Here is a 25665-nt window from a genome sequence, read left to right on the forward strand (position 1 = left end):
CATGGGACGAGTCACGGAACGACGCAAGGTGCTCCGCATCCGGGACGGGGCGGTCTCCAGCCGCCCGGACACGCTCGTCGCCGAGGAGCCGATGGAGATCCGGCTGAACGGCAAGCCCCTGGCGATCACCATGCGCACCCCTGGCGACGACTTCGCGCTGGCGGCGGGGTTCCTGGTGAGCGAGGGGGTGCTGGCCGGGCGGCAGGACCTGCAGAACATCGTGTACTGCGCCGGGGCCACGGCCGAGGGCTCGAACACGTACAACGTGGTCGACGTGAAGACCGCCCAGGACGTGGTGGTCCCGGACATCACGCTGGAGCGCAACGTCTACACCACGTCCTCCTGCGGGCTGTGCGGCAAGGCGTCGCTGGACGCGGTGCGCACCACGACCCGGTGGCCCATGGCCGACACTCCCCCGGTCCGGATCTCCCCCGAGCTGCTCACGAGCCTCCCCGACCGGCTGCGCGCGGCCCAGCGGGTCTTCGACCGGACCGGGGGCCTGCACGCGGCGGCGCTGTTCTCGGAACGCGGCGAGCTGCTGGACGTCCGGGAGGACGTGGGCCGGCACAACGCGGTCGACAAACTGGTCGGCCGGGCCCTGCAGAACGGGGAGCTGCCGCTGTCGCGGGCGATCCTCCTCGTGTCGGGCCGGGCCTCCTTCGAGCTGGCGCAGAAGGCCGTGATGGCCGGCATTCCGGTCCTGGCGGCCGTGTCGGCGCCGTCGTCACTCGCGGTGGACCTGGCCGCCGAGACGGGCCTGACGCTGGTGGGCTTCCTGCGGGGCAGTTCCATGAACGTGTACGCGGGTGAGGACCGGATCGCTGTGCGGGCCGCGGCCGCCCAGGGCTGAGCAGGTCCCTCCCGCGACACGGCGGCGGGGCCCCGACCGGCGGGGAGCGCCCCCTGCGCCGCAGGGGCCCCGCCTCGGCCTGCCCGCGCGGGGCCCGGCCGGGTCGTCAGCCGGCCGTACCGGATATCCGGAGCAGCATCGACGTGAACTGCTCCCGCTCGTCCGCCGACAGCGGTGCGAGCAGTTCGTCGTTGGCCGCGCGGGCCGCCTTCTCGCAGCGCTCGAGCAGCCGGGCTCCGCGCGGGGTGAGGGACACCGCGTTCTTGCGGCGGTCCCCGGGGTCCGGCTCGCGCACGACCAGGCCGGCCGCCTGGAGGTCGTTCAGGATCCCGACCAGGTCCTTGGGGTCCAGCCGGACCCCGCGGCCGAGGTCGGCCTGGGCGACGGGGGCGAGGTCGCGGACGGCGGACAGCACCACGTGGTGCCACATCCTCATGTCCTCCGCGGCCAGCGCCTCCGCCACCAGGGCCCGGCCGCGGGCTGCGGCGCGGCCGAGCAGCCAGCTGGGCAGGGAACGGATCGCGGGGAGGGGAGCTTCCGGCATGGTCGCAGCCTAATCAAGAAATCGTTGGTTCTCCCTATGATCCTCCTATACCGTTGGGCCTCCCAACGATCTCGTCGGGGCTGCCGACGACCCCGGAGGTGCGATGCGCCGCGTCCGCTACGAAACCCGAGGCGGCCCCCTCTTCCTGGAAGAGGCACCGCTCCCCGAGCCCGGCCCCGGCGAGCTGCTCGTGCGTACGGAGGCGATCGGCGTCACGCTCCCGGTCGTACGCAAGGTCACCGAAGCGGCCGAACCGGTCCCGCTCGGCGGCGAGATCGCCGGTCAGGTCACGGCCGCCGGAGAGGGCGTCACCCGCTTCGGCACCGGCGACCGGGTGACCGGGCTCTGCTTCGGCCACGGCTACGCGGACTTCGCCGTGCTGCACGAGGCCATGGCCTCCCCGGTCCCCCGGGACGCGAGCGCCGTCGACGCGGTCGCCCTGGTCCGCAGCGGCCTGGTCGCCCTCGGCGCCCTCGAGGCGGCCCGCCCCGAGCCGGGCGAGGCGGCCCTGGTCACCGCGGCCGCGAGCGGCGTCGGCCATCTGGCCGTGCAGCTGGCCAGGACACGCGGCGCGGGGCGTGTCGTGGGTGCCGTCTCCGACCCGGGCAAGGCCGGCTTCGTGCGCGATCTGGGCGCCGACCACGTCATCGCGTACGGCGACCGGAGCTGGGGCACCCCGGTCGACTACGTGCTGGACGCGGTCGGCGGCGAGTTGCTCACCCGCGCCCTGCACGCGCTGGTCCCCGAGGGGCGGCTGGTGGCGTACAGCTCGGGCGGCGGCGCCATCCAGGCCTACGACCTGCTCGTGGCCGCCAAGTCGGTGAGCGGCTTCCAGATGGCCCGCATCGCCCGCGGGAAGCCGGAGTTGTACGAGCAGTGGCGCGAGGAGCTGTGGCGGCTGTTCGACGCCGGAGAGCTCAGGCCCGCCGTCCACGGACGGTTCGCCCTGGAGGACGCGGCGAAGGCGCACGCGGAGATCGAGGGCCGGTCCAACCTGGGCAAGGTCGTCCTGATCCCCTGACGCGGGTCCTTGTGGGGGGTCTGTGAGCCAAGTACCGTCTGTGACCCACACATGGGACGTGGAATGTCCGGATGACCGGATGACCGGATGACCGGATGTCTTTTCCCATGACCAGGTGGTCCAGCCGACAGACGCATGAAGGGCAGGTCGCACCATGCCGTCAAGTCTTCGCGCACGTCTGAGATCCACCCTGACAGCCGCCGTCACCGCCGGGGCGCTGCTCGCGCCCACCGTCCCGGCCCACGGCCGACCCGCCACGCCGTTACCGGAGTTCGAGCAGCAGGTGCTCTTCAAGGCCTCCCAGGACCCCGGCTACGCCTGCTTCCGGATCCCGGCGATGGTGCGCACCGCCCGGGGCACCCTGCTCGCCTTCGCCGAGGGCCGGGTCCTCAACTGCGGTGACGCGGCCGACATCGACATCGTCGTCAAGCGCTCCATCGACGGGGGCCGCACCTGGGGGCCGCTCCAGGTCGTCACCGAGGGCGCGGGCGACACGCACGGCAACCCGGCACCCGTCGTGGACCGCAGGACGGGCCGGATCCTGCTGGCCGAGACGTACAACACCGGCCGTACGGACGCCGGCAACTGCGCCGTGCCCTGCGACCGCACCCCGCACCTGCAGTACAGCGACGACGACGGCCGGACCTGGTCGCAGCCGCGCGACCTGAGCGAGGAGATCCTGCCCGAGGACTGGAACTCCTGGTACGCGACGGGTCCCGTGCACGGCATTCAGCTCACCCGCGGCAAGCACGCCGGTCGGCTGGTGTTCGGCGTCAACACCGAGACGTGGAACGGCAGCCGGGTGTCCGCCAACCACGCCGCACTCGTGATCAGCGACGACGGCGGCGACTCCTGGGAGATCGGCGCCACGGACACCTGGCCCATAGCGCAGGACGGCACGTTCCGGCAGAAGCCGTCGGAGGTGACGCTCACCGAACGCGCCGACGGCGCCCTGCTCGTCAGCGGCCGTGAGCAGGACGGCACCGACCTCGGGCACCGCTCCCAGACCCTCAGCGTGGACGGCGGCGACAGCTTCGCCACGCCCTTCCGCGACCTGCCGGACCTGTACACCCCGCAGGTCCAGGGCGCGACCCTGCGACTCGGCGACCGGATGCTGCTGTCCGCTCCCGCCGACCCCGACCGCCGCCGCACGATGATGGTCCGCTCCTCCTACGACGGCGGGCGCACCTGGGAGAGCGTGGACCGGGGGACGGTCGTCACCACGGACTGGTCCGGCTACTCCGACATGGCGTCCGTCGACGGCACCACGGTCGGGCTGCTGTACGAGGGCGGCGCCGTCGACGCGCGCGACGAGATCCGCTTCGCCCGCTTCACCGAGGACTGGCTGAAGCCGCGCCGGGGCGCCGACCCGACCACGCGGGACGCGGCGGCGGGAGCCAGGCCCGCGGCCGTGCTCGGCGGCGCGGCGCGCACGGCCGGTGTCCGCGGCGGCGCGCTGTCCTTCGACGGCGCCGACGACGCCGTCCGGCTCCCCTACCGGTCCCGGCTGCCGCTCGGGGACGGGGACTTCACGGCGTCGCTGCACTTCCGCTACACGGCCACGGCCGGCGAGCAGCCCTTCCTGTGGATGGGCGGCATCGGCACCACCCAGCCGCAGATCTGGCTGCGCGGGGAACCGGCGAGCGACCGGGTCCGGGGACTGATCACCACCCGGTCGGGTGCGACGACCGTCAGGTCCGCCTCGGTGTCCACCGACGGCGCCCACAACGACGGCCGCTGGCACCATCTCGCGCTGCGCCGCGGCGGCGGGCAGCTGACGCTCTTCCTCGACGGCGAGGCGCTCGGCACCACGGACGTGCCGGGGTCGGTCAGCCGCAACTCCCCGTTCGGCGTGCACATCGGGCAGCGCATGGACAGCCGGGCGTTCCTCACCGGGGCGATCGACGACGTCCGGGTGTGGAACCGGGCCCTGAGCGACGAGGAGCTGGCCTCCGGCGCCTCGGGCGCGGCCTTCCGGGGCACCGTGCTGAGGCTGCCCATGGACCGGGTGAGCGGCAGCAACTAACGTCACGGGGCGTGCCCGACGCCTCAGGAGCATTACGAGCCCGACAGCGCACGGGAACCGGGATCGGCCTGCTGCTGGCCCTGGTTCTCGGCGCGGCGCTGCTCATCGCCCTGCCCGACGACGACGGCGGCGGCGCGGACGGCGCCTGCCGGGCGCTCACGGTCGGCTCCTGGAAGGCGGACGACGGCCTCGACGCCGAGTTCGCCCGCTACGGCGACGACGCGAGCCGCACGGACGACTGGACCGGCGGCGACGGCACCCACTCGGTGCGATTGCCGGACGGCCGGGTGCTGTGGCTGTTCTCGGACACCTATCTGGGCCGGGTGTACGGCCCGCCCAACCCGCACGGCGAGTCCTACGCCTGGCGGGACGCCGGCACGCCGCTGGTGCGCAACTCCGCCGTGCTGATGCGCGACGGCCGCCTCGAAACCACCCTGCCGGCCCCGCTGTTCGCCGACCCGGCACCCGGCCGGTGGCGCTGGCCGGTCGCCGCCCGCGTCGAACCCCGCTCCCCCGGCTCCTCGGAACAGGTCGTGCGGGTGCTGCTGTGGGTGCGCACGGCAGGCCAGTCCCCCTGGATCTACGGGGTGCCCACCGCGACCGAGGTCGCCACGCTGTCCCTGCCCGGGCTGCGCCTGGAGTCGATCGTCGAGGTGCTGGACCAGCGTCCGGTCCCCGACCCGTCCCGGCGGGTGCTGTTCGGTACCACTCTGGTCCAGGAGGACGGCTGGACCTACGTGTTCGGCGGCGACGACGGCCGGGCCGCCTCCCGTCCCGCCTCGCACGCGTACGCGGCCCGGGTGCCGGAGGGCCGGCTCGCGGATCCGTCGGCCTGGCAGTACTGGAGCGGCTCGGCGTGGGTGCCCCGGGCCCGTCCCCGGCCGGTGCTCGGGGACGGGCGGCAGACGGGCGTGGGCAGCGCGTTCTCGGTGGTCCGGGAGGGCGGTACGTACGTGCTGTTCACGATGGCCGCCGGCCCGAAGGGGCTGACCACCGTCACGTCCTACTGGGCCTGCTCGCCCGCCGGGCCGTGGCACGGTCCGGCGAAGGAGTTCAGCCCGACGCTGCCCCCGGGACAGGTCGCCGCCTACAACCCGCAGGCGCATCCCGTGCTGAGCGGCGGCGGACGGCTCGTGCTGAGCTACGACGTCAACTGGCTGGAGACGACGGGCGCCGCCGCCCAGCTCAGCCGGAACGTGTCCCTGTACCGGCCACGGTTCGTGTCGTTGCGGCTGGCCGCGGTGCGGTGACCTCCGCCACCGCCTCCCGCGCGCGCCGCTTGGCGATCACCGCGCACACGATGAGCTGCATCTGGTGGAAGAGCATCAGCGGCAGCACGGCGAGCGCCGCCTGTGCGCCGAACAGGACGCTCGCCATGGGCAGTCCGGCGGCCAGGGACTTCTTCGAGCCGGCGAACTGGATCGCGATCCGGTCCGCCCGGCCGAAGCGCAGCGCCTTGCCGCCGTACCAGGTCAGCAGCAGCATCACCGCGAGGATCACGGCCTCGACGACGACCAGGCCGCCGAGCCGGGCGGGGCTGACCTGGTGCCAGATGCCCTGGACCATGCCCGCGCTGAACGCGGTGTAGACGACGAGCAGGATCGAGCCGCGGTCCACCAGGGCGAGGACCTTCTTCCGGCGGGTGACGAAGCCGCCGATCCAGTGGCGCAGCAGCTGCCCGGCGAGGAACGGCACCAGCAGCTGCAGCACGATCTTCAGCAGCGAGTCGGCGGAGAACCCGCCGCCGCTGCCGCCGAGCAGCGAGGCCGCGAGCAGCGGGGTGGCGACGATGCCGGCGAGCGAGGAGAAGGAGCCCGCGCAGATCGCGGCGGGCACGTTGCCGCGGGCCATCGAGGTGAAGGCGATCGACGACTGCACGGTCGACGGGACGAGCGTGAGGAAGAGCAGGCCCTGGTGGAGCGGGTGCGTCAGGATCACCGGGACCAGCCCGCGGGCCGCGAGCCCGAGCAGCGGGAAGACCAGGAAGGTGCAGGCCAGGACGGTGACGTGGAGCCGCCAGTGGCGCAGCCCGTCGAGCGCCTCACGGGTGGAGAGCCGCGCGCCGTACAGGAAGAAGAGGAGGGCGACCGCCGCCGTGGAGGCACCCGAGGCGACCTCGGCGGCCGGCCCGCGAGCCGGAAGGAGTGCGGCGAGGCCCACCGTCCCGAGCAGCAGCAGGATGTAAGGGTCGATCGGCATCCAGTTCGGCCGGCGCAGGCGTTTCACGGTGCTCCACTTGCTTGGTACGTCCCTCGGACCGGGGCCGCAGCGGCCCCGTCCCATCCTGCTCCCCCGACCGGCGATCGGGAATCCCGCATACCGCTCTCACTGTCATCGCGTTCCGCGTTAACGTGGGGGCTGTGTACGACCCGTCCCATCTGCGCACGTTCCTGTCGGTGGCGCAGACGCTGAGCTTCACGCAGGCCGCGCGGCGGCTCGGGCTGCGGCAGTCCACGGTCAGCCAGCACGTGAGGCGGCTGGAGGACGCCACAGGGCGGACGCTGTTCACCCGGGACACGCACTCGGTGGAGCTGACCGAGGACGGCGAGGCCATGCTGGGCTTCGCGCGCCGGATCCTGGAGGTGCAGGAGCAGGCGGCGGCGTTCTTCACCGGTACCCGGCTGCGCGGCCGGCTGCGGTTCGGCGCCTCGGAGGACTTCGTGCTGACGCGGCTGCCCGAGATCCTCGAGGGCTTCCGGCACGAGCACCCCGAGGTCGACCTGGAGCTGACGGTCGAGCTCTCGGGCACGCTGCACGAGCAGCTGGCCGCCGGGAAGCTGGACCTCGTCCTCGCCAAGCGGCGGCCCGAGGACCCTCGCGGCCGGCTGGTCCGGCACGACAGGCTGGTGTGGATCGGCGCGGAACGCCTCCGGCTCGATCCGGACCGCCCGGTGCCGCTCATCGTCTACCCGCCGCCGGGCATCACCCGCGCGCTCGCCCTGGAGGCCCTGGAACGGCAGGGCCGGGAATGGCGGGTCGTGTGCACCAGCGGCAGCCTGAACGGTCTCGTCGCGGCGGCCCGGGCCGGCCTCGGCGTGATGGCGCACTCCCGCGGCCTGATCCCGCCGGGCCTGGTCCGGATCCCCGACCGGGCAGGGCTGCCGGAACTCGGGCAGGTCGACTTCGTCCTGGTCCACGGCCGGCGGCGGCCCTCCGCGCAGGGCGCGGCGGACGCCCTGGCGGCGGCGATCCTGACGGGCGGGGACCGGCTCCACCGCAGCGAGCGCAAGGGGCTGTGATCTGCCCGTACGTCACCTCCGCCGGAAGCGGAGTGACAGAATCCGCCGCTGCTCCGCTGACAGAGGAGACCCTGCCGGGAGGCGCGTGGCACCGCGACCGGCGTCGTACAGATTCGGTGGAGATTACGGCACCGAAACTTACGCAACCGTCAGTTTTGTGTCCGACCCTTCCCCATGTGAGCGCTTTTTCCCTGGCTGACCAGCGCATACAAGAGCGCTGCTCGTCGTCGTACCCCCTCCCGCCCCCTGCCCGGGTGGGGTAGCTTTCACGGCGCTGTGCGGGGCGTCACTCGACTGAAGCGCTGAGGAGCGGGGAGCGGGGTTTGCGCGAGTTCACCAACCCTCCGTTGGCGTTGGCACCTCCGGTGGGTGGTCTGGCCGACGTGGTCTTCGAGCATGCCCAGGAAGACCCTCTGCACATCGCCCTGGGCCGCACGGACGACTCCGGTCAGTGGCGGGACGTCACCAGCGCCGAGTTCCGTGACGAGGTGCTCGCGCTGGCCAAGGGCCTGCTCGCGAGCGGCATCCGGTTCGGCGACCGGGTCGCGATCATGTCCCGTACGCGCTATGAGTGGACCCTCTTCGACTACGCGCTGTGGACGATCGGCGCCCAGGTGGTGCCGGTCTACCCGACGTCCTCGGCCGAGCAGTGCTTCTGGATGCTGTACGACGCCGAGGTGACGGCCGCGGTCGTGGAGCACGAGGACCACGCGATGACCATCGCCACCGTCATCGACCGGCTCCCCCAGCTGCGCCGGCTCTGGCAGCTGGACTCCGGCGCCGTGCACGAGCTGTACGACGCGGGCGCGCACCTGGACGACGAGGTGGTGCACCGCCACCGGCAGGCCGTCACACCCGACTCGGTCGCCACGATCATCTACACCTCGGGCACCACCGGACGCCCCAAGGGCTGCGTCATCACACACGGCAACTTCATGTACGAGGCGGACACCGTCATCGAGCGCTGGGAGCCGGTGTTCCACTCCAAGCGCGGAGACGAGGCGGCGACCCTGCTCTTCCTGCCGCTCGCGCACGTCTTCGGGCGGATGGTCCAGGTCGCCGGGATCCGCGGCAAGGTGAAGTTCGGCCATCAGCCGCAGCTGAACGCCGCGGCCCTGCTGCCGGACCTGGCCGCGTTCAAGCCGACGTTCTTCCTGGCCGTGCCGTACATCTTCGAGAAGGTGTTCAACGCGGCCCGCCGCAGAGCCGAGAAGGAGGGCCGCTCCGGTCCCTTCGAGAAGGCCGTCGACATCGCGATCAAGTACGCCGACGCGATGGAGGCCAAGGCCTGGGGCATCGGCCCCGGCCCGTCGGCGGGCCTGCGCATGCAGCACCAGCTGTTCGACAAGCTCGTCTACACCAAGATCCGTGCCGCGATGGGCGGCCGCATCAAGCACGCCATGTCCGGCGGGTCGGCGATGGACCGCCGGCTCGGGCTGTTCTTCGCCGGGGCGGGCGTGCACATCTACGAGGGCTACGGCCTGACGGAGTCCACGGCGGCCGCGACCGCCAACCCGCCCGGGCGCACCCGCTTCGGCACGGTGGGGCAGCCCATCCCCGGTATGACCGTGCACATCGCGGACGACGGCGAGATCTGGCTGCACGGGGAGAACGTCTTCCAGGGGTACCTCAACAACCAGAAGGCCACCGACGCGACCCTGCACGACGGCTGGCTCGCCACCGGCGACCTCGGCACACTCGACGAGGACGGCTTCCTCACCATCACCGGCCGCAAGAAGGAGATCCTGGTCACGTCCGGCGGCAAGAGCGTTTCACCCGGTGTGCTGGAGGAGCGCGTCCGGGACCATCCGCTGGTCAACCAGTGCATCGTCGTCGGCAACGACCGCCCGTACATCGCCGCCCTGGTCACCCTCGACCAGGAGGCCGTGGAGCACTGGCTGGCCATGCGGGCCAAGCCGCAGATGTCCCCGGCGGAGCTGGTGCGCGACGCGGATCTGGAGACGGAGGTGCGCCGCGCGGTGGTCGCCGCCAACACCCTCGTCTCGCAGGCCGAGTCGATCCGCACCTTCCGCATCCTCGCCCAGCCGTTCACCGAGGAGCACGGGCTGCTGACCCCGTCGCTGAAGCTGAAGCGCAAGGCGATCGAGAAGGCGTACGAGAACGAGGTCGAGGCGCTCTACCGGGCGTGACCTCCGCTCCGCGGGGCAGGTGTGGCTTCGGATTTCTCCCGTCAGGAATGCATCACCGCCCGTGATCGTTGACGATGGGAGCACACTGACCACTTACCGAAGGATCGAGAGCTCGTGAGCAAGGTCCCCCCGATCATCCTGAACAACGGCGTCGAGATGCCCCAGTTGGGCTTCGGCGTCTGGCAGGTGCCGGACGACGAGGCCGAGACGGCCGTCGCGACGGCGCTGGAGGCCGGGTACCGCAGCATCGACACCGCGGCGATCTACGGCAACGAGGAGGGCACCGGCAAGGCCATCGCCGCCTCCGGTCTGCCCCGCGAGGAGCTCTTCGTCACCACGAAGCTCTGGAACGCCGACCAGGGGTACGACTCCACGCTGCGCGCCTTCGACACGTCGCTGGAGAAGCTCGGCCTGGACTTCGTCGACCTTTACCTGATCCACTGGCCCACGCCGGAGCGGGGTCTGTTCGTCGACACGTACAAGGCGTTCGAGAAGCTGCACGCCGACGGCCGCATCCGGGCCATCGGTGTCTCCAACTTCCTTCCCGAGCACCTGCAGAAGCTGATCGGTGAGACGTCGGTCGTCCCGGCGGTGAACCAGATCGAGCTGCACCCGCATCTGCAGCAGGGCACCTCCCGCGAGTACCACGCGGAGCAGGGCATCGCCACGGAGGCCTGGTCGCCGCTCGGCCAGGGCAAGGGCCTGCTGGAGGTCCCGGCGATCGTCGCCATCGCCCGCAAGCACGACCGCACCCCCGCGCAGGTCGTGCTGCGCTGGCACATCCAGCTGGGCAACGTGGTGATCCCGAAGTCCGTGACGCCGTCGCGGATCAAGGAGAACATCGACGTCTTCGACTTCAGCCTCGACGACGAGGACCTGGCGGCCATCAGCGCCCTGAACGAGGACCGGCGCATCGGCCCGGACCCGGCGGAGTTCAACGGCGCCTGAGCCGTACCGGCAGCGCCCCGGTCCCGGAGCCCCTCACGGGGTACCGGGACCGGGGCGCCGTCGTTGCCGCTGCCTCAGACCGGCTGTCCCACGGGCCGTACGACGACCGTGTTGACGTCGACGCCCTCCGGCTGGCTCATCGCCCAGACGACCGAGTCGGCGATCTGGCCGGCGGTGAGGAGACGCCCGGGCGGGAGGCTGCCGTAGGAGTTCCAGAAGGGCGTTTCCGTCCGGCCCGGCGCGACCAGGGTGACGCCCACGCCCCACTCGGTGACCTGCCGCCGGGTGTTCTCGGCGAGCCCGGTCACCGCCCACTTCGTCGCCCCGTAGAGGTTGCCCGGTCCGTGCACGAACCCGGCGACGCTGCCGATCAGGACGATCCGGCCGCGCGTCTCCTTCAGGGCGTCGATGGAGGCCCGGATCAGCAGGGCGGGCCCGAGGACGTTGGTCAGCACCATGTCCCGCCAGCCGTCGGGGTCCCCCTCGGCGACCGTGTCGTGGGTGGCGGAACCGGCGTTGGCCACCACCGTGTCCAGCCGTCCGAACGCCTTGACCGTGGTGTCGACCGCCGCCCGGACGTCGTCGTACACGGCGGTGTCACCGGCGATCGTCAGCAGCCCCTCGGGACGTCCCAGTCCCTCGGCGAAGTCACGCAACCGCTCCTCCCCTCGGCCGGTGACCGCCACCCGGTGCCCGTCGTCCAGCAACCTGCGTGCGACGGCGGCACCGATGCCGCTTCCACCGCCGGTGATGAGCGCGACCTGAGACATGGACTTCCCCCTGGAGTGTGGGCCAAAGTGCGATGCCGGGGAGTCCATCAGTTGAAGTGCTCTCGAAGTCAAGGGCGGCCGTGCTAGCCCGGCCGGACCGCCGTGTGCACCGTGTGGGCCTCCAGGACGAACACGTCCGGGCGGCGGTGCAGGCTCTCCTCGTCGTCGGGGTCGAGCAGGCGGTCGACGGTCGCGAGGTCCCCGGCGTCGAGTCCCTCGGCGAGCTTGTCGCGCATGTGAGACAAGGAGGCCACGACATACGCGCGTGCCCGGTCCGATGCGGGGGCCGGCAGGTCGAGCAGGAAGCTGTGCGTCCTCGTGTGCTTGAGCCCTGCGGCGGCCAGCAGCGCCGGCCAGTCCTCGGTCTCGGCCACGTGCCCGGGCAGATCGGTACGCATCCGGGTGAACCACTCCGCCTCCACCGCGTCGATCCGCGCCTGGAGACCGGGACGGCCCATGCCGATGTCACGCGGCAGGAACCGAAGGGGCAGACCGCCCTCCATGAGGGCCAGCGTGCCACCCGGCGCCAGATGCCGGGCGAAGGCGGCCAGCGCGGCCCGCTGGTCGCCCAGGTGGTGCAGGCTGCGGCTCGCCCACAGCAGGTCGGCGGGGTAGTCCAGCTCGCCGAGCACATCGGGCAGCTCGCCGGCGAGCGTGCCGAAGCGGTCGGCGACGCCCTGCCGCCCGGCGCGCGCCCGGGCCCGCTCCAGCAGCGCTTCGGAGCCGTCCACCGCCATGATCCGGGCACCCGGGAACGTCTCCGCGAACAGGCACGACACGACACCCGGACCGCTGCCCGCGTCGACGATCAGACCCGGCTCGGTCACCTCCTGTGCCAGCCAGCCGAGCGCCCGCTCGTACAGTGACGCGAACAGCTCCGCCGAGGACTCCAGCATCGGGCCCATCTCGGCCCAGTCGAGGTCCGTGTGGCCGTGGTGAGCGCCGTGGCCGTGCTCGTGGACAGGCTCGTGGACAGGCTCGTGGTCGTCGTGGTGGTGGTGCGCCATGGTGGTCAGCCTCTCGCTCGGATGCGGTCAGCGTGCGCCGACGCACCGGACGGAGGCCAGTGCTGTTGCCGGTCCCGCAAAATCCGCCGGGGCCGTGGCCCCGGCGGATCAGCGGTTCACCGCGGACCGGTCAGGACAGCGGCGGGTAGGCGTTCTGCATCAGTTGCCGGAACTGCGCGGAGAACCAGTGCCCGGACACCGGCGCGTCCGCCAGGGCGCCGGACATGTTGTTGTTGTTCCGCGGGTTGCCCGTGTAGGTCGGGTCGCACATGCGGTCGAAACCCTTGCCCTCGTCGTTCGGGATGGCCTTGCTCGACCCGTCGGACTCACCCGGCGGCTTCATCCACACGTACGCGTCGATCCCCGCGGCCGGAGCGGCCTTCGGGCGCTCGCCGAGACCCGCTCCGGACTGGTTGCACCAGTTGCCGGCGTTGAAGCGACGGTCGTACCGCCCGCCGTCGACGTAGGTGTCGACGCTGGTCGTCGCGCCCGGTCCGGTGGGCCGTGCGGCGCCGCCCCAGCCGTTGCGGGAGGTGTCGATCAGCATGCCGATGTTCGAGTCGAAGCCCGCCGAGACCAGTTGGTTGCGGAAGGCCTGGGCGTAGGACAGCTCGTCGAGGTAGCGGTTCCAGTCGACCCACTTCGACTCGCGGACGGACTTGCCGCCCACGGTGTCGTTGATGGTGAAGTTGTTCTCCTTCAGGGCGCTGTAGTTCGCCGTGTTGGTGATGAAGCCGTGGACGTCGTTCACCGTGGCGCCCTCGGCGGTCGCCGCCTCCTTCATGATGGTGGCGGTGGGGCCGAAGTTGTCGTCCCAGCCGATCCAGCCGTGGTGCCCGGCGTCGACGTAGTTGTATACGTTGGGCACGTCGCCGAGCTTGTTGAGTGCGTAGCCGACGCCCTTGACGTAGTTGCCGTTGGCCTTCATCACGTCGCACTGCGGGACGGCTGTCGGGCGGCTGCCGGTGTTGGTGACGAGGTTCGGCAGCGAGTCGATCTCGACCGTGGTGACGATCCGCAACGAGGCGTACTTCGGGTCGGCGAGGATCGCCTTGATCGGGTCGATGTACTCCGTCTTGTAGCGGCCGATCTCATCGGCCTTCAGCTCGCCGTTGGAGGCGAGGGCGGAGCAGTCCCGGCCGGGCAGGTTGTAGATGACGAACTGGACGACGAGCTCGCCGGATCCCTTCTGGCGCAGCGCCTCGTCGAGGTGGTCGCGCAGGCCCATCTTTCCGCCGGAGCCGTTGATCGCGGCGATGCGGTCCAGCCAGACACCGGTCGGCTGGCCGGCGACCCGGCTGCCGCCCGGCTCGGCCGCGGCGTTCGCGGACCACTCCGGGTTCACGTACACCTTCGCGCCCTCGTAGGGGTTGTTCACGCGAGTGGACGGTCCGCCCGGGTCCGGCGGGTCCGTGGGGCCGCCGCCGCCGTCGACGTTGCAGGTCACGCCGTCGAGGGTGAAGGTCGCCGGGATCGCGTTGCTGCCGCTGTAGCTGCCCTGGAAACCGAAGCTGACCGAACCGCCGGTCGCCAGCTGTCCGTTGTACGTCTCGTTGGCGGCGGTGACGGCGGCACCGCTCTGGCTGATCTTGGCGTTCCAGCCGCTGGTCACCTTCTGGTTCCCGGCGTACGACCACTTCAGCGACCACGACGACTTGGCCGCGCTGTTGTTGGTGAGGGTCACGGCGGCGGTGAAGCCGGTGCTCCACTGGTTCTGGATCTTGTAGTCGACGGTGCAGGGGACGGCGGCGATGCCGGCGCCGCCCGGGTCGACGGCGAAGGCGGTGCCGGTCGCGCCTGCGACCAGAGCCATGGCGGCCAGTAACGCGGTTCTCGTACGGCTCATGAGTGGGGGTCCCTCTTCCGTTGGGTTCCTTGCGTTTTCCGCGGTTCCGTGGGGGGTTCAGAGGTGCGGTGAGGTCTGCGCGGGCATGCCGGGGCCGATGCGGCGCCGTATGCGGCCTGCTGAGGGCGGCGACTGTCCGCCGCGCGCGGCTGACTCACACGCCGGCGGCGGGTCAAAGTACTGAACGCGGGGGGTGTCGCATGAGCGACTCCTTGCAGGTCGGGCGTGCCGTGACGGACGCGTCGACTGATGGAACCGCTCCCACTGGTGTCAAGGAAGGTAGCGGCAAGTGACGGCAAAGAACAGGGGAGTTGCTGACTTTTGCTCAAGGCGCCGCGTCGAATCTTTTCGACTCTTCGAAGACCTTGACCAGTACCTGACGTATCCGCACTATGGGAGCGCTCCCACTGGTTCAAGCCTTGACTTCTCCGAGCCGCAAGGAGGAACCAGCACCATGCATCCCCCACCCCGGAGGCGGAGAGCCGCGCGGCGGCTGTGGACCGCCGCGCTCGCCGCTCTCGCTCTTCCGTTGACGATGCTCTCCTCAGCATCGACTCCCGCGCAGGCGGCGGCACTTCAGTGCAGTGTCGACTACAAGGCGAACGACTGGGGCTCAGGTTTCACGGTGGACCTGACCCTCACCAACCGCGGCACGGACGTCATCGACGGCTGGACGCTGACCTACGCCTACTCCGGCAACCAGAAGCTGGGCAACGGCTGGAACGGCACCTGGTCGCAGTCCGGCCAGAACATCACCGTGAAGAACGCCTCCCACAACGCGCGGGTCGCGGCGGGCGCCGCCGTCTCCACCGGTGCCCAGTTCTCCTACAGCGGCTCCAACACCGCGCCCACGTCCTTCTCGGTCAACGGCACGCCCTGCACCGGCGCGCACCAGCCGCCGATCACCGTGCTGACCAGCCCGAGCGCGGGCGCCGTCTACACCCAGGGCCAGGCGGTGCCGCTGGCGGCCACCGCCGCCGCCGCGGACAACGCCACGATCAGCAAGGTGGAGTTCTACGACGACACCAAGCTGCTGGGCACGGACACGAGCGCGCCCTACGCGCTGTCCGTCTCCGACCTGGCCGTGGGCGGTCACTCGCTGGTGGCGAAGGCGTACGACAGCATGGGCGCCTCCGCAGACTCCACCCCGGTCGGCATCACCGTCTCCTCCGGCCCGGCCATCGTCGCCTCGCCGCTCCAACTGGGCGTCCAGTCCGGCAAGTCGGGCACCTACGAGGTGAAGCTGTCCAAGCAGCCCGCCTCCAGCGTGACGGTGACGTCGGCCCGCGCGAGCGGCAACTCGGGCCTGTCGGTCTCGGCCGGCGCCTCGCTCACCTTCACGCCGCAGAACTGGAACACCGCGCAGCAGGTGACCGTCACGGCCGCGAACTCGGGCACGGGATCGGCCGTGTTCGAGTCGACGGCCGCAGGCCACGCCAAGGCCTCGGTCACCGTCACCCAGCTGGCCGCGGCGAAGGTCTACGACGCCCGCTTCCTTGAGCTCTACGGGAAGATCACCAACCCGGCGAACGGCTACTTCTCCCCCGAGGGCATCCCCTACCACTCGGTCGAGACGCTGATCGTCGAGGCGCCGGACCACGGCCACGAGACCACCTCGGAGGCGTACAGCTACCTCCTGTGGCTCCAGGCCATGTACGGCAAGGTGACGGGTGACTGGTCGAAGTTCAACGGCGCGTGGGACCTCATGGAGAAGTACATGATCCCCACCCACGCCGACCAGCCGACCAACTCCTTCTACAACGCCGCCAAGCCGGCCACCTACGCGCCCGAGCTGGACACGCCGGACGAGTACCCGGCCAAGCTCGACACCGGTGTCCCGGTCGGCCGCGACCCGATCGCCGCCGAGCTGAAGAGCGCGTACGGCACGGACGACGTCTACGGCATGCACTGGCTGCAGGACGTCGACAACGTCTACGGCTACGGCAACGCACCCGGCAAGTGCGAGGCGGGTCCGTCGGACACCGGCCCGTCGTACATCAACACCTTCCAGCGCGGCGCGCAGGAGTCGGTGTGGGAGACGGTGCCGCAGCCGACCTGCGACGCCTTCAAGTACGGCGGCAAGAACGGCTATCTGGACCTGTTCACCGGTGACGCCTCCTACGCCAAGCAGTGGAAGTTCACCAACGCGCCGGACGCCGACGCGCGTGCCGTGCAGGCCGCCTACTGGGCCGACCTGTGGGCGAAGGAGCAGGGCAAGGGCTCCGCCGTCTCCGCGACGGTCGGCAAAGCCGCCAAGATGGGCGACTACCTGCGCTACTCCATGTACGACAAGTACTTCAAGAAGGCCGGCAACTGCGTCGGTCCCGCCGCCTGCCCTGCGGGCACCGGCAAGGACGCCTCGTTCTACCTGATGTCCTGGTACTACGCCTGGGGCGGCGCCACCGACACGAGTGCCGGGTGGGCCTGGCGCATCGGCTCCAGCCACGCCCACGGCGGCTACCAGAACCCCCTGGCCGCCTACGCGCTCGCCAACTACGCGCCGCTGAAGCCGAAGTCGGCGACGGGCGCGGCGGACTGGGCCAAGTCCATGGACCGGCAGCTGGAGTTCTACCGCTGGCTGCAGTCGGACGAGGGCGCCATCGCGGGCGGCGCGACCAACAGCTGGGCGGGCCGGTACGCGACCCCGCCTTCGGGCAAGTCGACGTTCTACGGCATGTTCTACGACGAGAAGCCCGTGTACCACGACCCGCCGTCCAACCAGTGGTTCGGCTTCCAGGCGTGGTCCATGGAGCGCGTCGCCGAGCTGTACCAGCAGACGGGGAACGCGCAGGCCAAGACGGTCCTCGACAAGTGGGTCGACTGGGCGCTGTCCAAGACCACGTTCAACCCGGACGGTACGTTCCGCATCCCGTCGACGCTGCAGTGGTCGGGCCAGCCCGACACCTGGAACGCATCGAGCCCAGGCTCCAACAGCGGTCTGCACGTCACGGTCGCCGACTACACCAATGACGTGGGTGTGGCGGCCGCGTACGCCAAGACCCTGACGTACTACGCGGACCGCTCCGGTGACACGGAGGCCGCGGCGGCGGCGAAGAAGCTGCTGGACGGCATGTGGGCCAACCACCAGGACGCCCTCGGCGTCGCGGTCCCGGAGAACCGGGCCGACTACAACCGCTTCGACGACCGGGTGTTCATCCCGAGTGGCTGGACCGGCACGATGCCGAACGGCGACGCGATCAACTCGTCGTCGACGTTCGAGTCGATCCGCTCCTTCTACGAGGACGACCCGGCCTGGTCGAAGGTCGAGAGTTATCTCGCGGGCGGTGCGGTGCCGTCGTTCACGTACCACCGGTTCTGGGCCCAGGCGGACATCGCCCTGGCCATGGGCGCGTACGCGGAGCTTCTCGAATAGCCCCCGCCGGGCGCTCGGCCGGGGCGCGGGTTGTGTCTGCGGGCCGTGTGCGGCTGGTCTCGCCCACGCGGCGGAACCGCATATCGATGCAGCCCCGCGCCCCCTGAAGGCAGGTGCGTCCGAAGCTCCGCGTTCGTGGTCTCGCCACCTGACGGCGAGGCCGGCCCGGCCGGGCGGCTCCCCTCCGCACGGGGAGCCGCCCGGCCCTCGCACGTCCCCCCTCACGGAAGGACCCCCACCGTGCGAAGAACCCGCATCCTCACGGCTGTCCTGGCGCTGGCGGCCGGGCTGCTGTCGGGCGCCCCCACCGCCCTGGCCGCCGATCCCCCGGCGCCGGAGCTCGCCGCCGACACCTACGCCTGGAAGAACGCCCGGATCGACGGCGGCGGGTTCGTCCCCGGCATCGTCTTCAACCGCTCCGAGAAGAACCTGGCCTACGCCCGCACGGACATCGGCGGTGCCTACCGCTGGCAGGAGTCCTCCAAGACCTGGACGCCGCTGCTGGACTCGGTCGGGTGGGACGACTGGGGGCACACGGGCGTGGTCAGCATCGCGTCCGACTCCGTCGACCCGGACCGGGTGTACGCGGCGGTCGGGACGTACACGAACAGCTGGGACCCGAAGAACGGCGCGGTCATGCGCTCCTCCGACCGGGGCGCGAGCTGGTGGAAGGCCGACCTGCCGTTCAAGCTCGGCGGCAACATGCCGGGGCGGGGCATGGGCGAGCGGCTGGCGATCGACCCGAACCGCAACAGCGTGCTGTACCTGGGCGCGCCCAGCGGCAAGGGGCTGTGGCGGTCGACGGACTCGGGCGCCAGTTGGTCGCAGGTCACGAACTTCCCGAACGCCGGCAACTACGCCCAGGACCCGAGCGACACGAGCGGCTACGCGTCCGACAACCAGGGCATCGTGTGGGTCACCTTCGACGAGTCCACGGGCACCGCCGGGAGCGCCACGAAGACGGTCTACGTCGGGGTGGCCGACAAGGACAACGCGGTGTACCGCTCGACGGACGCGGGCGCGACCTGGCAGCGGCTGCCCGGGCAGCCCACCGGCCACCTCGCCCACAAGGGCGTCCTGGACGCGAAGAACGGCTACCTCTACCTCGCCTACAGCGACAAGGGCGGGCCGTACGACGGCGGCAAGGGCCGGCTGTGGCGGTACGCGACGGGCGCGGGGACCTGGAGGGACATCAGCCCGGTGGCGGAGGAGGACACCTTCTACGGTTTCAGCGGACTGACCGTGGACCGGCAGAAGCCGGGCACGGTCATGGCGACCGCGTACAGCGCCTGGTGGCCGGACACCCAGATCTTCCGCTCCACGGACAGCGGCGGGACCTGGACCAGGGCGTGGGACTACACGTCGTACCCGAACCGCGAGAACCGCTACACGATGGACGTCTCGTCCTCGCCGTGGCTGACGTGGGGCGCCGACCCGCAACCACCCGAGCAGACGCCGAAGCTGGGCTGGATGACGGAGGCGCTGGAGATCGACCCGTTCGACTCGAACCGGATGATGTACGGGACGGGCGCGACGGTCTACGGCACCGAGAACCTCACGAACTGGGACAGCGGAGGCAGGTTCGCCGTCAAGCCGATGGTGCGGGGCCTGGAGGAGACGGCGGTCAACGACCTCGCCTCTCCCCCGTCCGGCGCCCCGCTGCTCAGCGCACTCGGTGACATCGGCGGCTTCCGGCACACGGATCTGACGAAGGTGCCGTCGATGATGTTCACCCGGCCGAACTTCACGACGACCACGAGCCTGGACTTCGCCGAGTCGAACCCGAACACGGTGGTGCGGACGGGGAATCTGGACTCGGGCCCGCACATCGCGTTCTCGACGGACAACGGGGCCAACTGGTCCGCCGGGACCGACCCTTCGGGTGTGAGCGGCGGCGGCACCGTCGCGTCGGCGGCCGACGGCAGCCGGTTCGTGTGGAGCCCCGAGGGCGCCGGTGTCCACCACGCGACGGGCTTCGGCACGTCGTGGCAGGCCTCCGCCGGGATCCCGGCAGGGGCGATCGTCGAGTCGGACCGCGTCGACACGAAGACCTTCTACGGCTTCAAGTCCGGGAAGTTCTACGTGAGTACGGACGGCGGCGCGACCTTCAAGGCCTCCCCCGCCACGGGGCTGCCGAGCGGCGACAGCGTCCGCTTCAAGGCGCTGCCCGGCGGGAAGGGCGACGTGTGGCTGGCGGGCGGCACCACGGACGGCGCCTACGGCCTGTGGCACTCCACGGACGGCGGAACGACCTTCACCAGGCTCGCGAACGTCGCCCAGGCGGACACCATCGGCTTCGGCAAGGCGGCACCCGGCGCCTCCTACCAGACCCTCTACACCAGTGCGAAGATCGGCGGAGTGCGGGGCCTCTTCCGCTCCACGGACAAGGGCGCGAGCTGGACGCGCATCAACGACGACGCCCACCAGTGGGGCTGGACGGGCGCGGCGATCACCGGCGACCCACGGGTGTACGGCCGCGTCTACGTCTCCACGAACGGCCGGGGCGTCATCTACGGCGACAGCGCAGGCGGCGGCCCGTCGGATCGGGGCCCGGACCCGACGCCGACCGGCGCCTGCGCGGTGACGTACAAGGTCACCAGCCAGTGGCAGGACGGCTTCCAGGCGCACGTGCAGCTCACCAACACCGGTACGAGCGCCTGGAACGGCTGGTCGCTCGGCTGGAGCTTCGCCGACGGCCAGAAGCTGACACAGGCGTGGAACACCGAGGCGGCACAGGCGGGTTCGGCGGTGACGGCGAGGAACGTCGGCTGGAACGCGAACGTGGCGGCAGGGTCGTCGGTGGGCTTCGGCTTCACGGCGAACCGCTCGGGCACGAACGCCAGACCGACCGCCTTCACCTTGGGCCGGCAGAACTGCACGGTCGACTGACCGGGCGGCCCGAGGGCGTGCACCGGACACGGTGTGCGCCCTCCCCGCACCACGGACGCCCCCATGAGTCGATCACGAATCCGTCACCTCCCCCGCACATCACTCACACTTTCTTCACACCGACCGTTACGCTCACCTCCCACGAAAACTCTCAGGGGGGTCCATGTCGTACACCCAGCCTCCGCCGCCGCCCGGCTTCGGGCCGCATCCCTCCCCGCCGGCTCCCCGTCCGTCCTGGGCCCGCAAACGCGTCCTGATACCCGCCGCCGCCGTCGCCCTCCTCGTGGGCGCGGGCATCGGCTCGGCCGGGAACGGCGGCGACGGCGAGAAGACGGCCGCCGAGCCCCGCCCGACCGTCACCGTCACCGAGAAGGCCCAGGCGGACGACGCGGCGGAACCGGCCCCTACGGTGACTGTCACCAAGACCGCCACCGCCAAGGACAAGCCGAAGCCGAAGCCCAAGGCTGACACCGCGGACGACTCCCCCGAGGCCGCCGCCGACGACACCGACGGGGGCACGGCGGTGTTCAAGGTGTGGGGCTCCGCCCCCTCCGGGGTCGACATCACGTACGGCAACGACGGCACCAACCTCCAGGGCAAGGGCCTGCCCCTGAAGAAGACCCTGACCGTCAAGGACGACGCCCTCTACTACCAGGTGACCGCGCAGCTCATGGGCGGCGGTGACATCCGGTGCTCGATCACCATCGACGGCAGGACGAAGTCGGGCCGGGCGCAGGGCGCCTACAACATCTGCTCCGCCCAGCTCAACAGCGACTTCAGCGGCGGCTTCAGCTAGTCGCAGGTCGAGTTCACCCGGTCTTGCGGAACGCCCGCAGGCTGAACACCGGGTCGGGGCGTGGCCGGTCCTGGTCGGGGAGCCGGGCGAGGCGGCGGGCGAACCCGTCGGCGAGCGGGTGGCCCGGCGGCAGCGTGACGAACCAGCCCCTGCGCAGGTCGGCGATCGTACGGCGGGGGCTGCGGCCCTGGCCGTGACCGGTGAAACGGGCCTGCCCGGCCGGGGCCAGGCCGTGGGCGGCGGCACAGGACTCGACGTCCGCCGCCGCGTCCCGGACCGGGCCCGGCGGCCGGGAGGACAGCACGACATCGATGTCACTGCCCACGTTGTGGGAGGCGGCCTTGTCGACCGTGGTGACGTAGACGCCGCCGGGGCGCAGCACCCGGGCGCACTCGCCGACGATGGCCCGCACCTCGGCGGGCCCGGCGGCCAGATGCAGCAGCCACACGCTGCACACGGCGTCGAACTGCCCGTCCCGGAAGGGCAGCCGGCGGCTGTCGGCGCGTACGACGGCACCGGGGAGCCGGGTGGAGGCCTGCCGGGCCATCGCCGCGGCGAGGTCGACGCCGGTCACCCTCATGTGGTCGCGGGCGGCGGCCAGCCGGCGGGTCACGATGCCGGTGCCGCAGGCGACGTCGAGCAGACTGCGCGTGTCCGGCGGCACGAGGCTCAGCACGCCCTGTGCGGCGGCGGCCGCCCGGGGCTCGCCGCCGCGCGAGGCGTCGTACCGCTCCGCTTCCTTGTCGTAGTCGAGCACCCGGTCAGTGTGCCCCGTGCCCGGGGGCGAGGTCCTCCACTCTGCGGGCGAGCTCGAAGTCCTTCTCGGTGACGGCGCCGCCCGCGCTGTGCGTGTGCACGGCCAGGGAGACGGTGTTGTAGCCGAGCGTGAGGTCGGAGTGGTGGTTCAGTTCCTCCTGGACCTGGGCGATGTGCACGACCATCGCCGTCGCCGAGAAGTGCGAGCCGAGCCGGTAGGAACGGACGAGACGGTCCTGGTCGAGCGACCAGCCCGGCAGCTCGGCCAGCCGGTCCTCGACCTCCTTCTGCGACAGCGGTTCGACGGGCATGGGCTGCGCTCCTTCCCGGACTGCGGTGTCCCCGGTGTCCTCCCAGCCTGCCACAACGGGGCGGCCGAAGCCCTGGTCAGAAGGGTGTATCTGTCCGAGACGACCGGTTCTCGACTACGGTCCCGGCATGACCACTCACCCGTCCACCGCCGAGCAGGGCGTGGGCCCGCTGCTGCGGGCCTGGCGGGAGCAGCGGCGGGTCAGCCAGCTGGAGCTGGCCCTGCGCGCGGACTCCTCGGCCCGGCACATCAGCTTCGTCGAAACCGGCCGCTCCCGGCCCAGCGAGGAGATGGTGCTGCGGCTGGCCGAGCATCTGGACGTGCCCGTGCGGGAGCGCAACGCGCTGCTGCTGGCGGCCGGTTACGCCCCCCGCTACCCGGAGACCCCGCTGGACGACCCGGCGCTGGGCGCGCTGCGGGAGGGCATCGAGCGGCTGATCGGCGGCTACGAGCCGTATCCGGCCCTGGTGGTGGACGCGCTGTACAACGTCGTGGCCGCCAACCGGGGGGTGATGACGCTGGTCGAGGGCGTCGGCGAGGCGCTGCTCGCACCGCCGCTGAACGCGATGCGGCTGGCCCTGCACCCGCGGGGCCTCGCTCCCCGCATCCGCAATCTGCGCGCCTGGCGGGGCCATCTGCTGGAGCAGATGGAGCGGCAGATCGCCCTGCACCGCTCGCAGCCGCTGCGGGCGCTGTACGAGGAGGTGGCGGCGTACCCCGTGCCCGCCGCGGATGCGGCGGACGAGCCCTCGGAGCCGGTTCCGTACTTCGCGCTGCCGCTGCGGATCGAGCACGAGGGACGGACGCTGTCGTTCATCTCCTCCATCTCCACGTTCAACACGCCGATGGACGTGACGGTCGCCGAGCTGGCCATCGAGACGCTGCTCCCGGCGGACCCGGCGACGGCCAAGTATCTTCAGACGCTCGTGTCCTGACGGGCCTTCAGGGCCGTGTGCTGCAGGACCCCGAAGCCGGCCACGGTCAGGGCCTGCAGCACCGTCCACACCGTTCCCGGCGTGCTGGGCGAGAGCCACAGCACCAGGGCCACCAGGCTCACCGCAGCCCAGGCGAGGTTGCCCTCGACGACGGCCCGCACGCCGAGTGCCGGCGGCTGCCTGCGGGCGGCCAGCAGGCCCACGCCCGCCGCGTAGAGGGCGAGAAACGCGCCCAGGGCGAGGAGCAGCGTGGCGTCAGCGCCGAGGAACCGCCCGAGCGGGCCGGAGAACGCGAGGTAGGCGAGCGCGTTGACGCCGGTCACGACGGCGTCCAGGGCGAGGAAGCGGCGCAGCATCGACTGCGGCTCGGAGGTGCGGGCGAGTGCGGCGAGCTGGAACGCGGACATGGGAATCACCCTCCGTCGGGTCGTGGTGCGGCGGCTGGGGCCGGGTCCCGGGGCGGAGTGCGCCGGCCCGGGACCCGGTGCGTCCACGATCCCTTTCGGGTGGCGTCCGGTCGATTACCCGCGGGGTCATGCCCGCCCCGCGCCTGAGGCTTCCGGCGATCTTCTCGCTCCGGGCCCTGTCACGCCGCCGGCCGGCCGTGACAGACTGATCGCAGGCTTGGGCACGTTGGGGAGGCGTGGCGTGAGTGAACGGCGGGCCGCACCCACCGTGGGCCAGGTGGTCCTGGGCAAGCGGTTGCAGGAGCTGCGGGAGGCCGCGGGCCTCAGCCGGGACGAGGCCGCGAAGGTGCTGCGGGTCGCCCCGGCGACGGTCCGGCGCATGGAGACCGCCGACGTCGCGCTGAAGATCCCGTACGTGCAGATCCTGCTGACGGCGTACGGGGTGGCGGCGGACGAGGTCACCGCCTTCGTCGAGCTCGCCGAGGAGGCGAACCGGCCGGGCTGGTGGCAGCGGTTCCACGACGTGCTGCCGGAATGGTTCAGCCTGTACGTGAGCCTGGAGGGCGCGGCCCGGATCATCCGGTCGTACGAGCCGCACTTCGTGCCGGGGCTGCTGCAGACCGAGGGGTACGCCCGGGCCGTGCTGCAGGCAGGCACCATCGCGAACGCCGGGCCCGAGGCCGTGGACCGGCACGTGTCGCTGCGCATGGAGCGGCAGCGGCTCCTGGACCGGCCGAACCCGCCGCACCTGTGGGTCATCATGGACGAGACGGTGCTGTGCCGCCCGGTGAGCGTGGACGGCCGGGTGATGCGCGACCAGCTGGACAAGCTGCTGGAGTACGCCGAGCGCGACCGGGTCACCCTGCAGGTCGCGGAATTCGCGGCCGGCCCCCACCCGGGGACGTACGCGCCGTTCTCGCTGTTCCGCTTCGCCGAGCCGGAGCTGCCCGACATGGTCTTCACGGAGTACCTGACCGGCGCGCTGTACCTGGACGCCCGCAAGGAGGTCTCCGCGCACCTGGAGGTGCTGGACCACATGACGGCCCGGGCGGGCTCCGCGCAGCGCACGGAGGAGCTGCTGCGGGAGTACCGCGAGCGCTACTGAGCCCCACGGCTCCACCCTCGACGTCATGGGACGGGTTCTGACCCGTACGGGCGCCGTCGGCAGGTGTGCTCCCCGGCCCACCCCTAGCGTCGGGATGACGGGACGGCCAGGCGAGCGCACGTGAAGGAGGTCCGATGCCCGGATTCGAGCTGCTGTACCAGGCGGCCGCGCTGTGCCTGATGTACCCCGACGACGACTTCCGCGCCAGGCTGCCGCTGTTGCGCGAAGCGGCCCCCCAACTGCGGGAGTTCGCCGACCACGCGGCCGTCACCCCGCCGCGGGAGCTGGCCGCGCACTACGTGGAGGTGTTCGAGGCCGGGCAGGACCACAGCCTGTATCTGAGCGCCTGGCGCGAGGCCGCCCCGGCACCGTCCGAGGAGCTGTACAGGGCGCACGGTCTGGAGACGACCGGCGAGGAGCCGCCGGACTTCCTGCCGGCGGTCCTGGAGTGCGCGGCCCGCACCGGCGACACCGAGCTGCTGGCGGAGCACCGGGACGGCCTGGACCGGCTCCGGTCGAAGCTCACCGACTTCGGCACCCCGTACGCGACGGTCCTGGACGCGGTGTGCGCGACGCTGCCGCCGGTGGCCACGGGGCGCTAGTAGTGCTTGGTCAGGTTCGTTTGTCGGTGGCGTGTCCGATTGGGGGGCTGTGTCGTTGAGCGGTTTGTGACACCTGGGGAGTTGGATGAGG

21 protein-coding genes are annotated in these 25665 nt (G+C 71.5%); 13 read left to right on the top strand and 8 right to left on the bottom strand.

Annotated elements, in window-relative coordinates:
- The first annotated feature begins 1 nt into the window (after window position 1).
- On the top strand, window positions 2-850 hold the full coding sequence (fdhD, locus tag AB0937_RS26335; protein ID WP_366714667.1) for a formate dehydrogenase accessory sulfurtransferase FdhD: 849 nt from the start codon (window positions 2-4) through the stop codon (window positions 848-850).
- A 106-nt stretch (window positions 851-956) separates the two neighbouring features.
- On the opposite strand, the gene AB0937_RS26340 is transcribed toward fdhD, so the two are convergent.
- Window positions 957-1394 (bottom strand): MarR family winged helix-turn-helix transcriptional regulator, encoded by a 438-nt coding sequence (locus AB0937_RS26340; RefSeq protein WP_366714669.1) that lies wholly within the window; start codon window positions 1392-1394, stop codon window positions 957-959.
- A 103-nt stretch (window positions 1395-1497) separates the two neighbouring features.
- Between AB0937_RS26340 and AB0937_RS26345 the strand changes: the two genes are divergently transcribed.
- From AB0937_RS26345 to AB0937_RS26355, 3 genes are all read left to right on the top strand, one after another.
- On the top strand, window positions 1498-2415 hold the full coding sequence (locus tag AB0937_RS26345) for a zinc-binding dehydrogenase (protein WP_366714671.1): 918 nt from the start codon (window positions 1498-1500) through the stop codon (window positions 2413-2415).
- Between the two features lie 154 nt (window positions 2416-2569).
- Window positions 2570-4441, top strand: coding sequence for a sialidase family protein (locus tag AB0937_RS26350; RefSeq protein WP_366714673.1), 1872 nt, complete (start codon window positions 2570-2572; stop codon window positions 4439-4441).
- An 11-nt stretch (window positions 4442-4452) separates the two neighbouring features.
- Entirely contained in the window at window positions 4453-5691 is a 1239-nt protein-coding gene (locus AB0937_RS26355; protein ID WP_366714675.1) for a DUF4185 domain-containing protein, read from the top strand.
- Here AB0937_RS26355 and AB0937_RS26360 read toward each other — a convergent pair.
- Window positions 5627-6640 (bottom strand): bile acid:sodium symporter family protein, encoded by a 1014-nt coding sequence (locus AB0937_RS26360; protein WP_366714720.1) that lies wholly within the window; start codon window positions 6638-6640, stop codon window positions 5627-5629. The genes AB0937_RS26355 and AB0937_RS26360 overlap by 65 nt on opposite strands.
- 161 nt (window positions 6641-6801) lie before the next feature.
- On the opposite strand from AB0937_RS26360, the gene AB0937_RS26365 reads away from it, so the two are divergent.
- The 3 genes from AB0937_RS26365 (at window position 6802) to AB0937_RS26375 (ending at window position 10778) form a co-directional block, all read left to right on the top strand.
- Window positions 6802-7680 (top strand): LysR substrate-binding domain-containing protein, encoded by an 879-nt coding sequence (locus AB0937_RS26365; RefSeq protein ID WP_366714677.1) that lies wholly within the window; start codon window positions 6802-6804, stop codon window positions 7678-7680.
- A gap of 323 nt (window positions 7681-8003) precedes the next feature.
- On the top strand, window positions 8004-9830 hold the full coding sequence (locus tag AB0937_RS26370) for an AMP-dependent synthetase/ligase (RefSeq protein WP_366714679.1): 1827 nt from the start codon (window positions 8004-8006) through the stop codon (window positions 9828-9830).
- Between the two features lie 156 nt (window positions 9831-9986).
- A complete protein-coding gene (locus AB0937_RS26375; protein ID WP_366714722.1) occupies window positions 9987-10778 on the top strand; it encodes an aldo/keto reductase in 792 nt (263 codons plus the stop codon).
- A 74-nt stretch (window positions 10779-10852) separates the two neighbouring features.
- Here the strand turns inward: AB0937_RS26375 and AB0937_RS26380 are convergent, their stop codons facing one another.
- From AB0937_RS26380 to AB0937_RS26390, 3 genes are all read right to left on the bottom strand, one after another.
- Complete coding sequence (locus AB0937_RS26380) at window positions 10853-11548, bottom strand: SDR family oxidoreductase (RefSeq protein ID WP_366714681.1); 696 nt, start codon at window positions 11546-11548, stop codon at window positions 10853-10855.
- Between the two features lie 83 nt (window positions 11549-11631).
- Window positions 11632-12555: a class I SAM-dependent methyltransferase gene (locus AB0937_RS26385; RefSeq protein ID WP_366714683.1), complete on the bottom strand. Its 924-nt coding sequence runs from the start codon at window positions 12553-12555 to the stop codon at window positions 11632-11634.
- Window positions 12556-12685: 130 nt separating this feature from the next.
- Window positions 12686-14401 (bottom strand): glycoside hydrolase family 6 protein, encoded by a 1716-nt coding sequence (locus AB0937_RS26390; protein WP_366714685.1) that lies wholly within the window; start codon window positions 14399-14401, stop codon window positions 12686-12688.
- A 454-nt stretch (window positions 14402-14855) separates the two neighbouring features.
- Here AB0937_RS26390 and AB0937_RS26395 point away from each other — a divergent pair, with 454 nt between their 5' ends.
- The 3 genes from AB0937_RS26395 (at window position 14856) to AB0937_RS26405 (ending at window position 21459) form a co-directional block, all read left to right on the top strand.
- Entirely contained in the window at window positions 14856-17774 is a 2919-nt protein-coding gene (locus tag AB0937_RS26395) for a glycoside hydrolase family 48 protein (protein ID WP_366714687.1), read from the top strand.
- A gap of 240 nt (window positions 17775-18014) precedes the next feature.
- Entirely contained in the window at window positions 18015-20663 is a 2649-nt protein-coding gene (locus AB0937_RS26400) for a cellulose binding domain-containing protein (RefSeq protein WP_366714689.1), read from the top strand.
- A gap of 163 nt (window positions 20664-20826) precedes the next feature.
- Window positions 20827-21459: a hypothetical protein gene (locus tag AB0937_RS26405; RefSeq protein WP_366714691.1), complete on the top strand. Its 633-nt coding sequence runs from the start codon at window positions 20827-20829 to the stop codon at window positions 21457-21459.
- Between the two features lie 13 nt (window positions 21460-21472).
- Here the strand turns inward: AB0937_RS26405 and AB0937_RS26410 are convergent, their stop codons facing one another.
- Both AB0937_RS26410 and AB0937_RS26415 read right to left on the bottom strand, forming a co-directional pair.
- Window positions 21473-22216, bottom strand: coding sequence for a class I SAM-dependent methyltransferase (locus AB0937_RS26410; RefSeq protein ID WP_366714693.1), 744 nt, complete (start codon window positions 22214-22216; stop codon window positions 21473-21475).
- A gap of 4 nt (window positions 22217-22220) precedes the next feature.
- Entirely contained in the window at window positions 22221-22526 is a 306-nt protein-coding gene (locus AB0937_RS26415) for a 4a-hydroxytetrahydrobiopterin dehydratase (protein WP_366714695.1), read from the bottom strand.
- Between the two features lie 127 nt (window positions 22527-22653).
- Here AB0937_RS26415 and AB0937_RS26420 point away from each other — a divergent pair, with 127 nt between their 5' ends.
- The gene (locus AB0937_RS26420; protein WP_366714697.1) at window positions 22654-23460 is read left to right on the top strand and encodes a helix-turn-helix transcriptional regulator; all 807 of its coding nucleotides are present in this window, start codon (window positions 22654-22656) and stop codon (window positions 23458-23460) included.
- On the opposite strand, the gene AB0937_RS26425 is transcribed toward AB0937_RS26420, so the two are convergent.
- Window positions 23442-23867: a hypothetical protein gene (locus tag AB0937_RS26425; RefSeq protein WP_366714700.1), complete on the bottom strand. Its 426-nt coding sequence runs from the start codon at window positions 23865-23867 to the stop codon at window positions 23442-23444. The genes AB0937_RS26420 and AB0937_RS26425 overlap by 19 nt on opposite strands.
- A gap of 241 nt (window positions 23868-24108) precedes the next feature.
- Here AB0937_RS26425 and AB0937_RS26430 point away from each other — a divergent pair, with 241 nt between their 5' ends.
- Window positions 24109-24972 (top strand): helix-turn-helix transcriptional regulator, encoded by an 864-nt coding sequence (locus tag AB0937_RS26430; protein ID WP_366714702.1) that lies wholly within the window; start codon window positions 24109-24111, stop codon window positions 24970-24972.
- A 134-nt stretch (window positions 24973-25106) separates the two neighbouring features.
- The gene (locus AB0937_RS26435; protein ID WP_366714704.1) at window positions 25107-25574 is read left to right on the top strand and encodes a molecular chaperone TorD family protein; all 468 of its coding nucleotides are present in this window, start codon (window positions 25107-25109) and stop codon (window positions 25572-25574) included.
- Window positions 25575-25665: the final 91 nt, after the last annotated feature.

Origin of the sequence: Streptomyces sp. NPDC047880 (genome assembly GCF_040706515.1) — a bacterium.
Lineage (GTDB): Bacteria > Actinomycetota > Actinomycetes > Streptomycetales > Streptomycetaceae > Streptomyces.

Excerpts from the sequence above, each read along its gene's own strand:
- fdhD (WP_366714667.1), top strand. The coding sequence starts at position 2 with ATGGGACGAGTCACGGAACGACGCAAGGTGCTCCGCATCCGGGACGGG.
- AB0937_RS26340 (WP_366714669.1), bottom strand. The coding sequence starts at position 1,394 with ATGCCGGAAGCTCCCCTCCCCGCGATCCGTTCCCTGCCCAGCTGGCTG.
- AB0937_RS26345 (WP_366714671.1), top strand. The coding sequence starts at position 1,498 with ATGCGCCGCGTCCGCTACGAAACCCGAGGCGGCCCCCTCTTCCTGGAA.
- AB0937_RS26350 (WP_366714673.1), top strand. The coding sequence starts at position 2,570 with ATGCCGTCAAGTCTTCGCGCACGTCTGAGATCCACCCTGACAGCCGCC.
- AB0937_RS26360 (WP_366714720.1), bottom strand. The coding sequence starts at position 6,640 with ATGCCGATCGACCCTTACATCCTGCTGCTGCTCGGGACGGTGGGCCTC.
- AB0937_RS26375 (WP_366714722.1), top strand. The coding sequence starts at position 9,987 with ATGCCCCAGTTGGGCTTCGGCGTCTGGCAGGTGCCGGACGACGAGGCC.
- AB0937_RS26380 (WP_366714681.1), bottom strand. The coding sequence starts at position 11,548 with ATGTCTCAGGTCGCGCTCATCACCGGCGGTGGAAGCGGCATCGGTGCC.
- AB0937_RS26385 (WP_366714683.1), bottom strand. The coding sequence starts at position 12,555 with ATGGCGCACCACCACCACGACGACCACGAGCCTGTCCACGAGCCTGTC.
- AB0937_RS26390 (WP_366714685.1), bottom strand. The coding sequence starts at position 14,401 with ATGAGCCGTACGAGAACCGCGTTACTGGCCGCCATGGCTCTGGTCGCA.
- AB0937_RS26395 (WP_366714687.1), top strand. The coding sequence starts at position 14,856 with ATGCATCCCCCACCCCGGAGGCGGAGAGCCGCGCGGCGGCTGTGGACC.
- AB0937_RS26405 (WP_366714691.1), top strand. The coding sequence starts at position 20,827 with ATGTCGTACACCCAGCCTCCGCCGCCGCCCGGCTTCGGGCCGCATCCC.
- AB0937_RS26415 (WP_366714695.1), bottom strand. The coding sequence starts at position 22,526 with ATGCCCGTCGAACCGCTGTCGCAGAAGGAGGTCGAGGACCGGCTGGCC.
- AB0937_RS26420 (WP_366714697.1), top strand. The coding sequence starts at position 22,654 with ATGACCACTCACCCGTCCACCGCCGAGCAGGGCGTGGGCCCGCTGCTG.
- AB0937_RS26425 (WP_366714700.1), bottom strand. The coding sequence starts at position 23,867 with ATGTCCGCGTTCCAGCTCGCCGCACTCGCCCGCACCTCCGAGCCGCAG.
- AB0937_RS26435 (WP_366714704.1), top strand. The coding sequence starts at position 25,107 with ATGCCCGGATTCGAGCTGCTGTACCAGGCGGCCGCGCTGTGCCTGATG.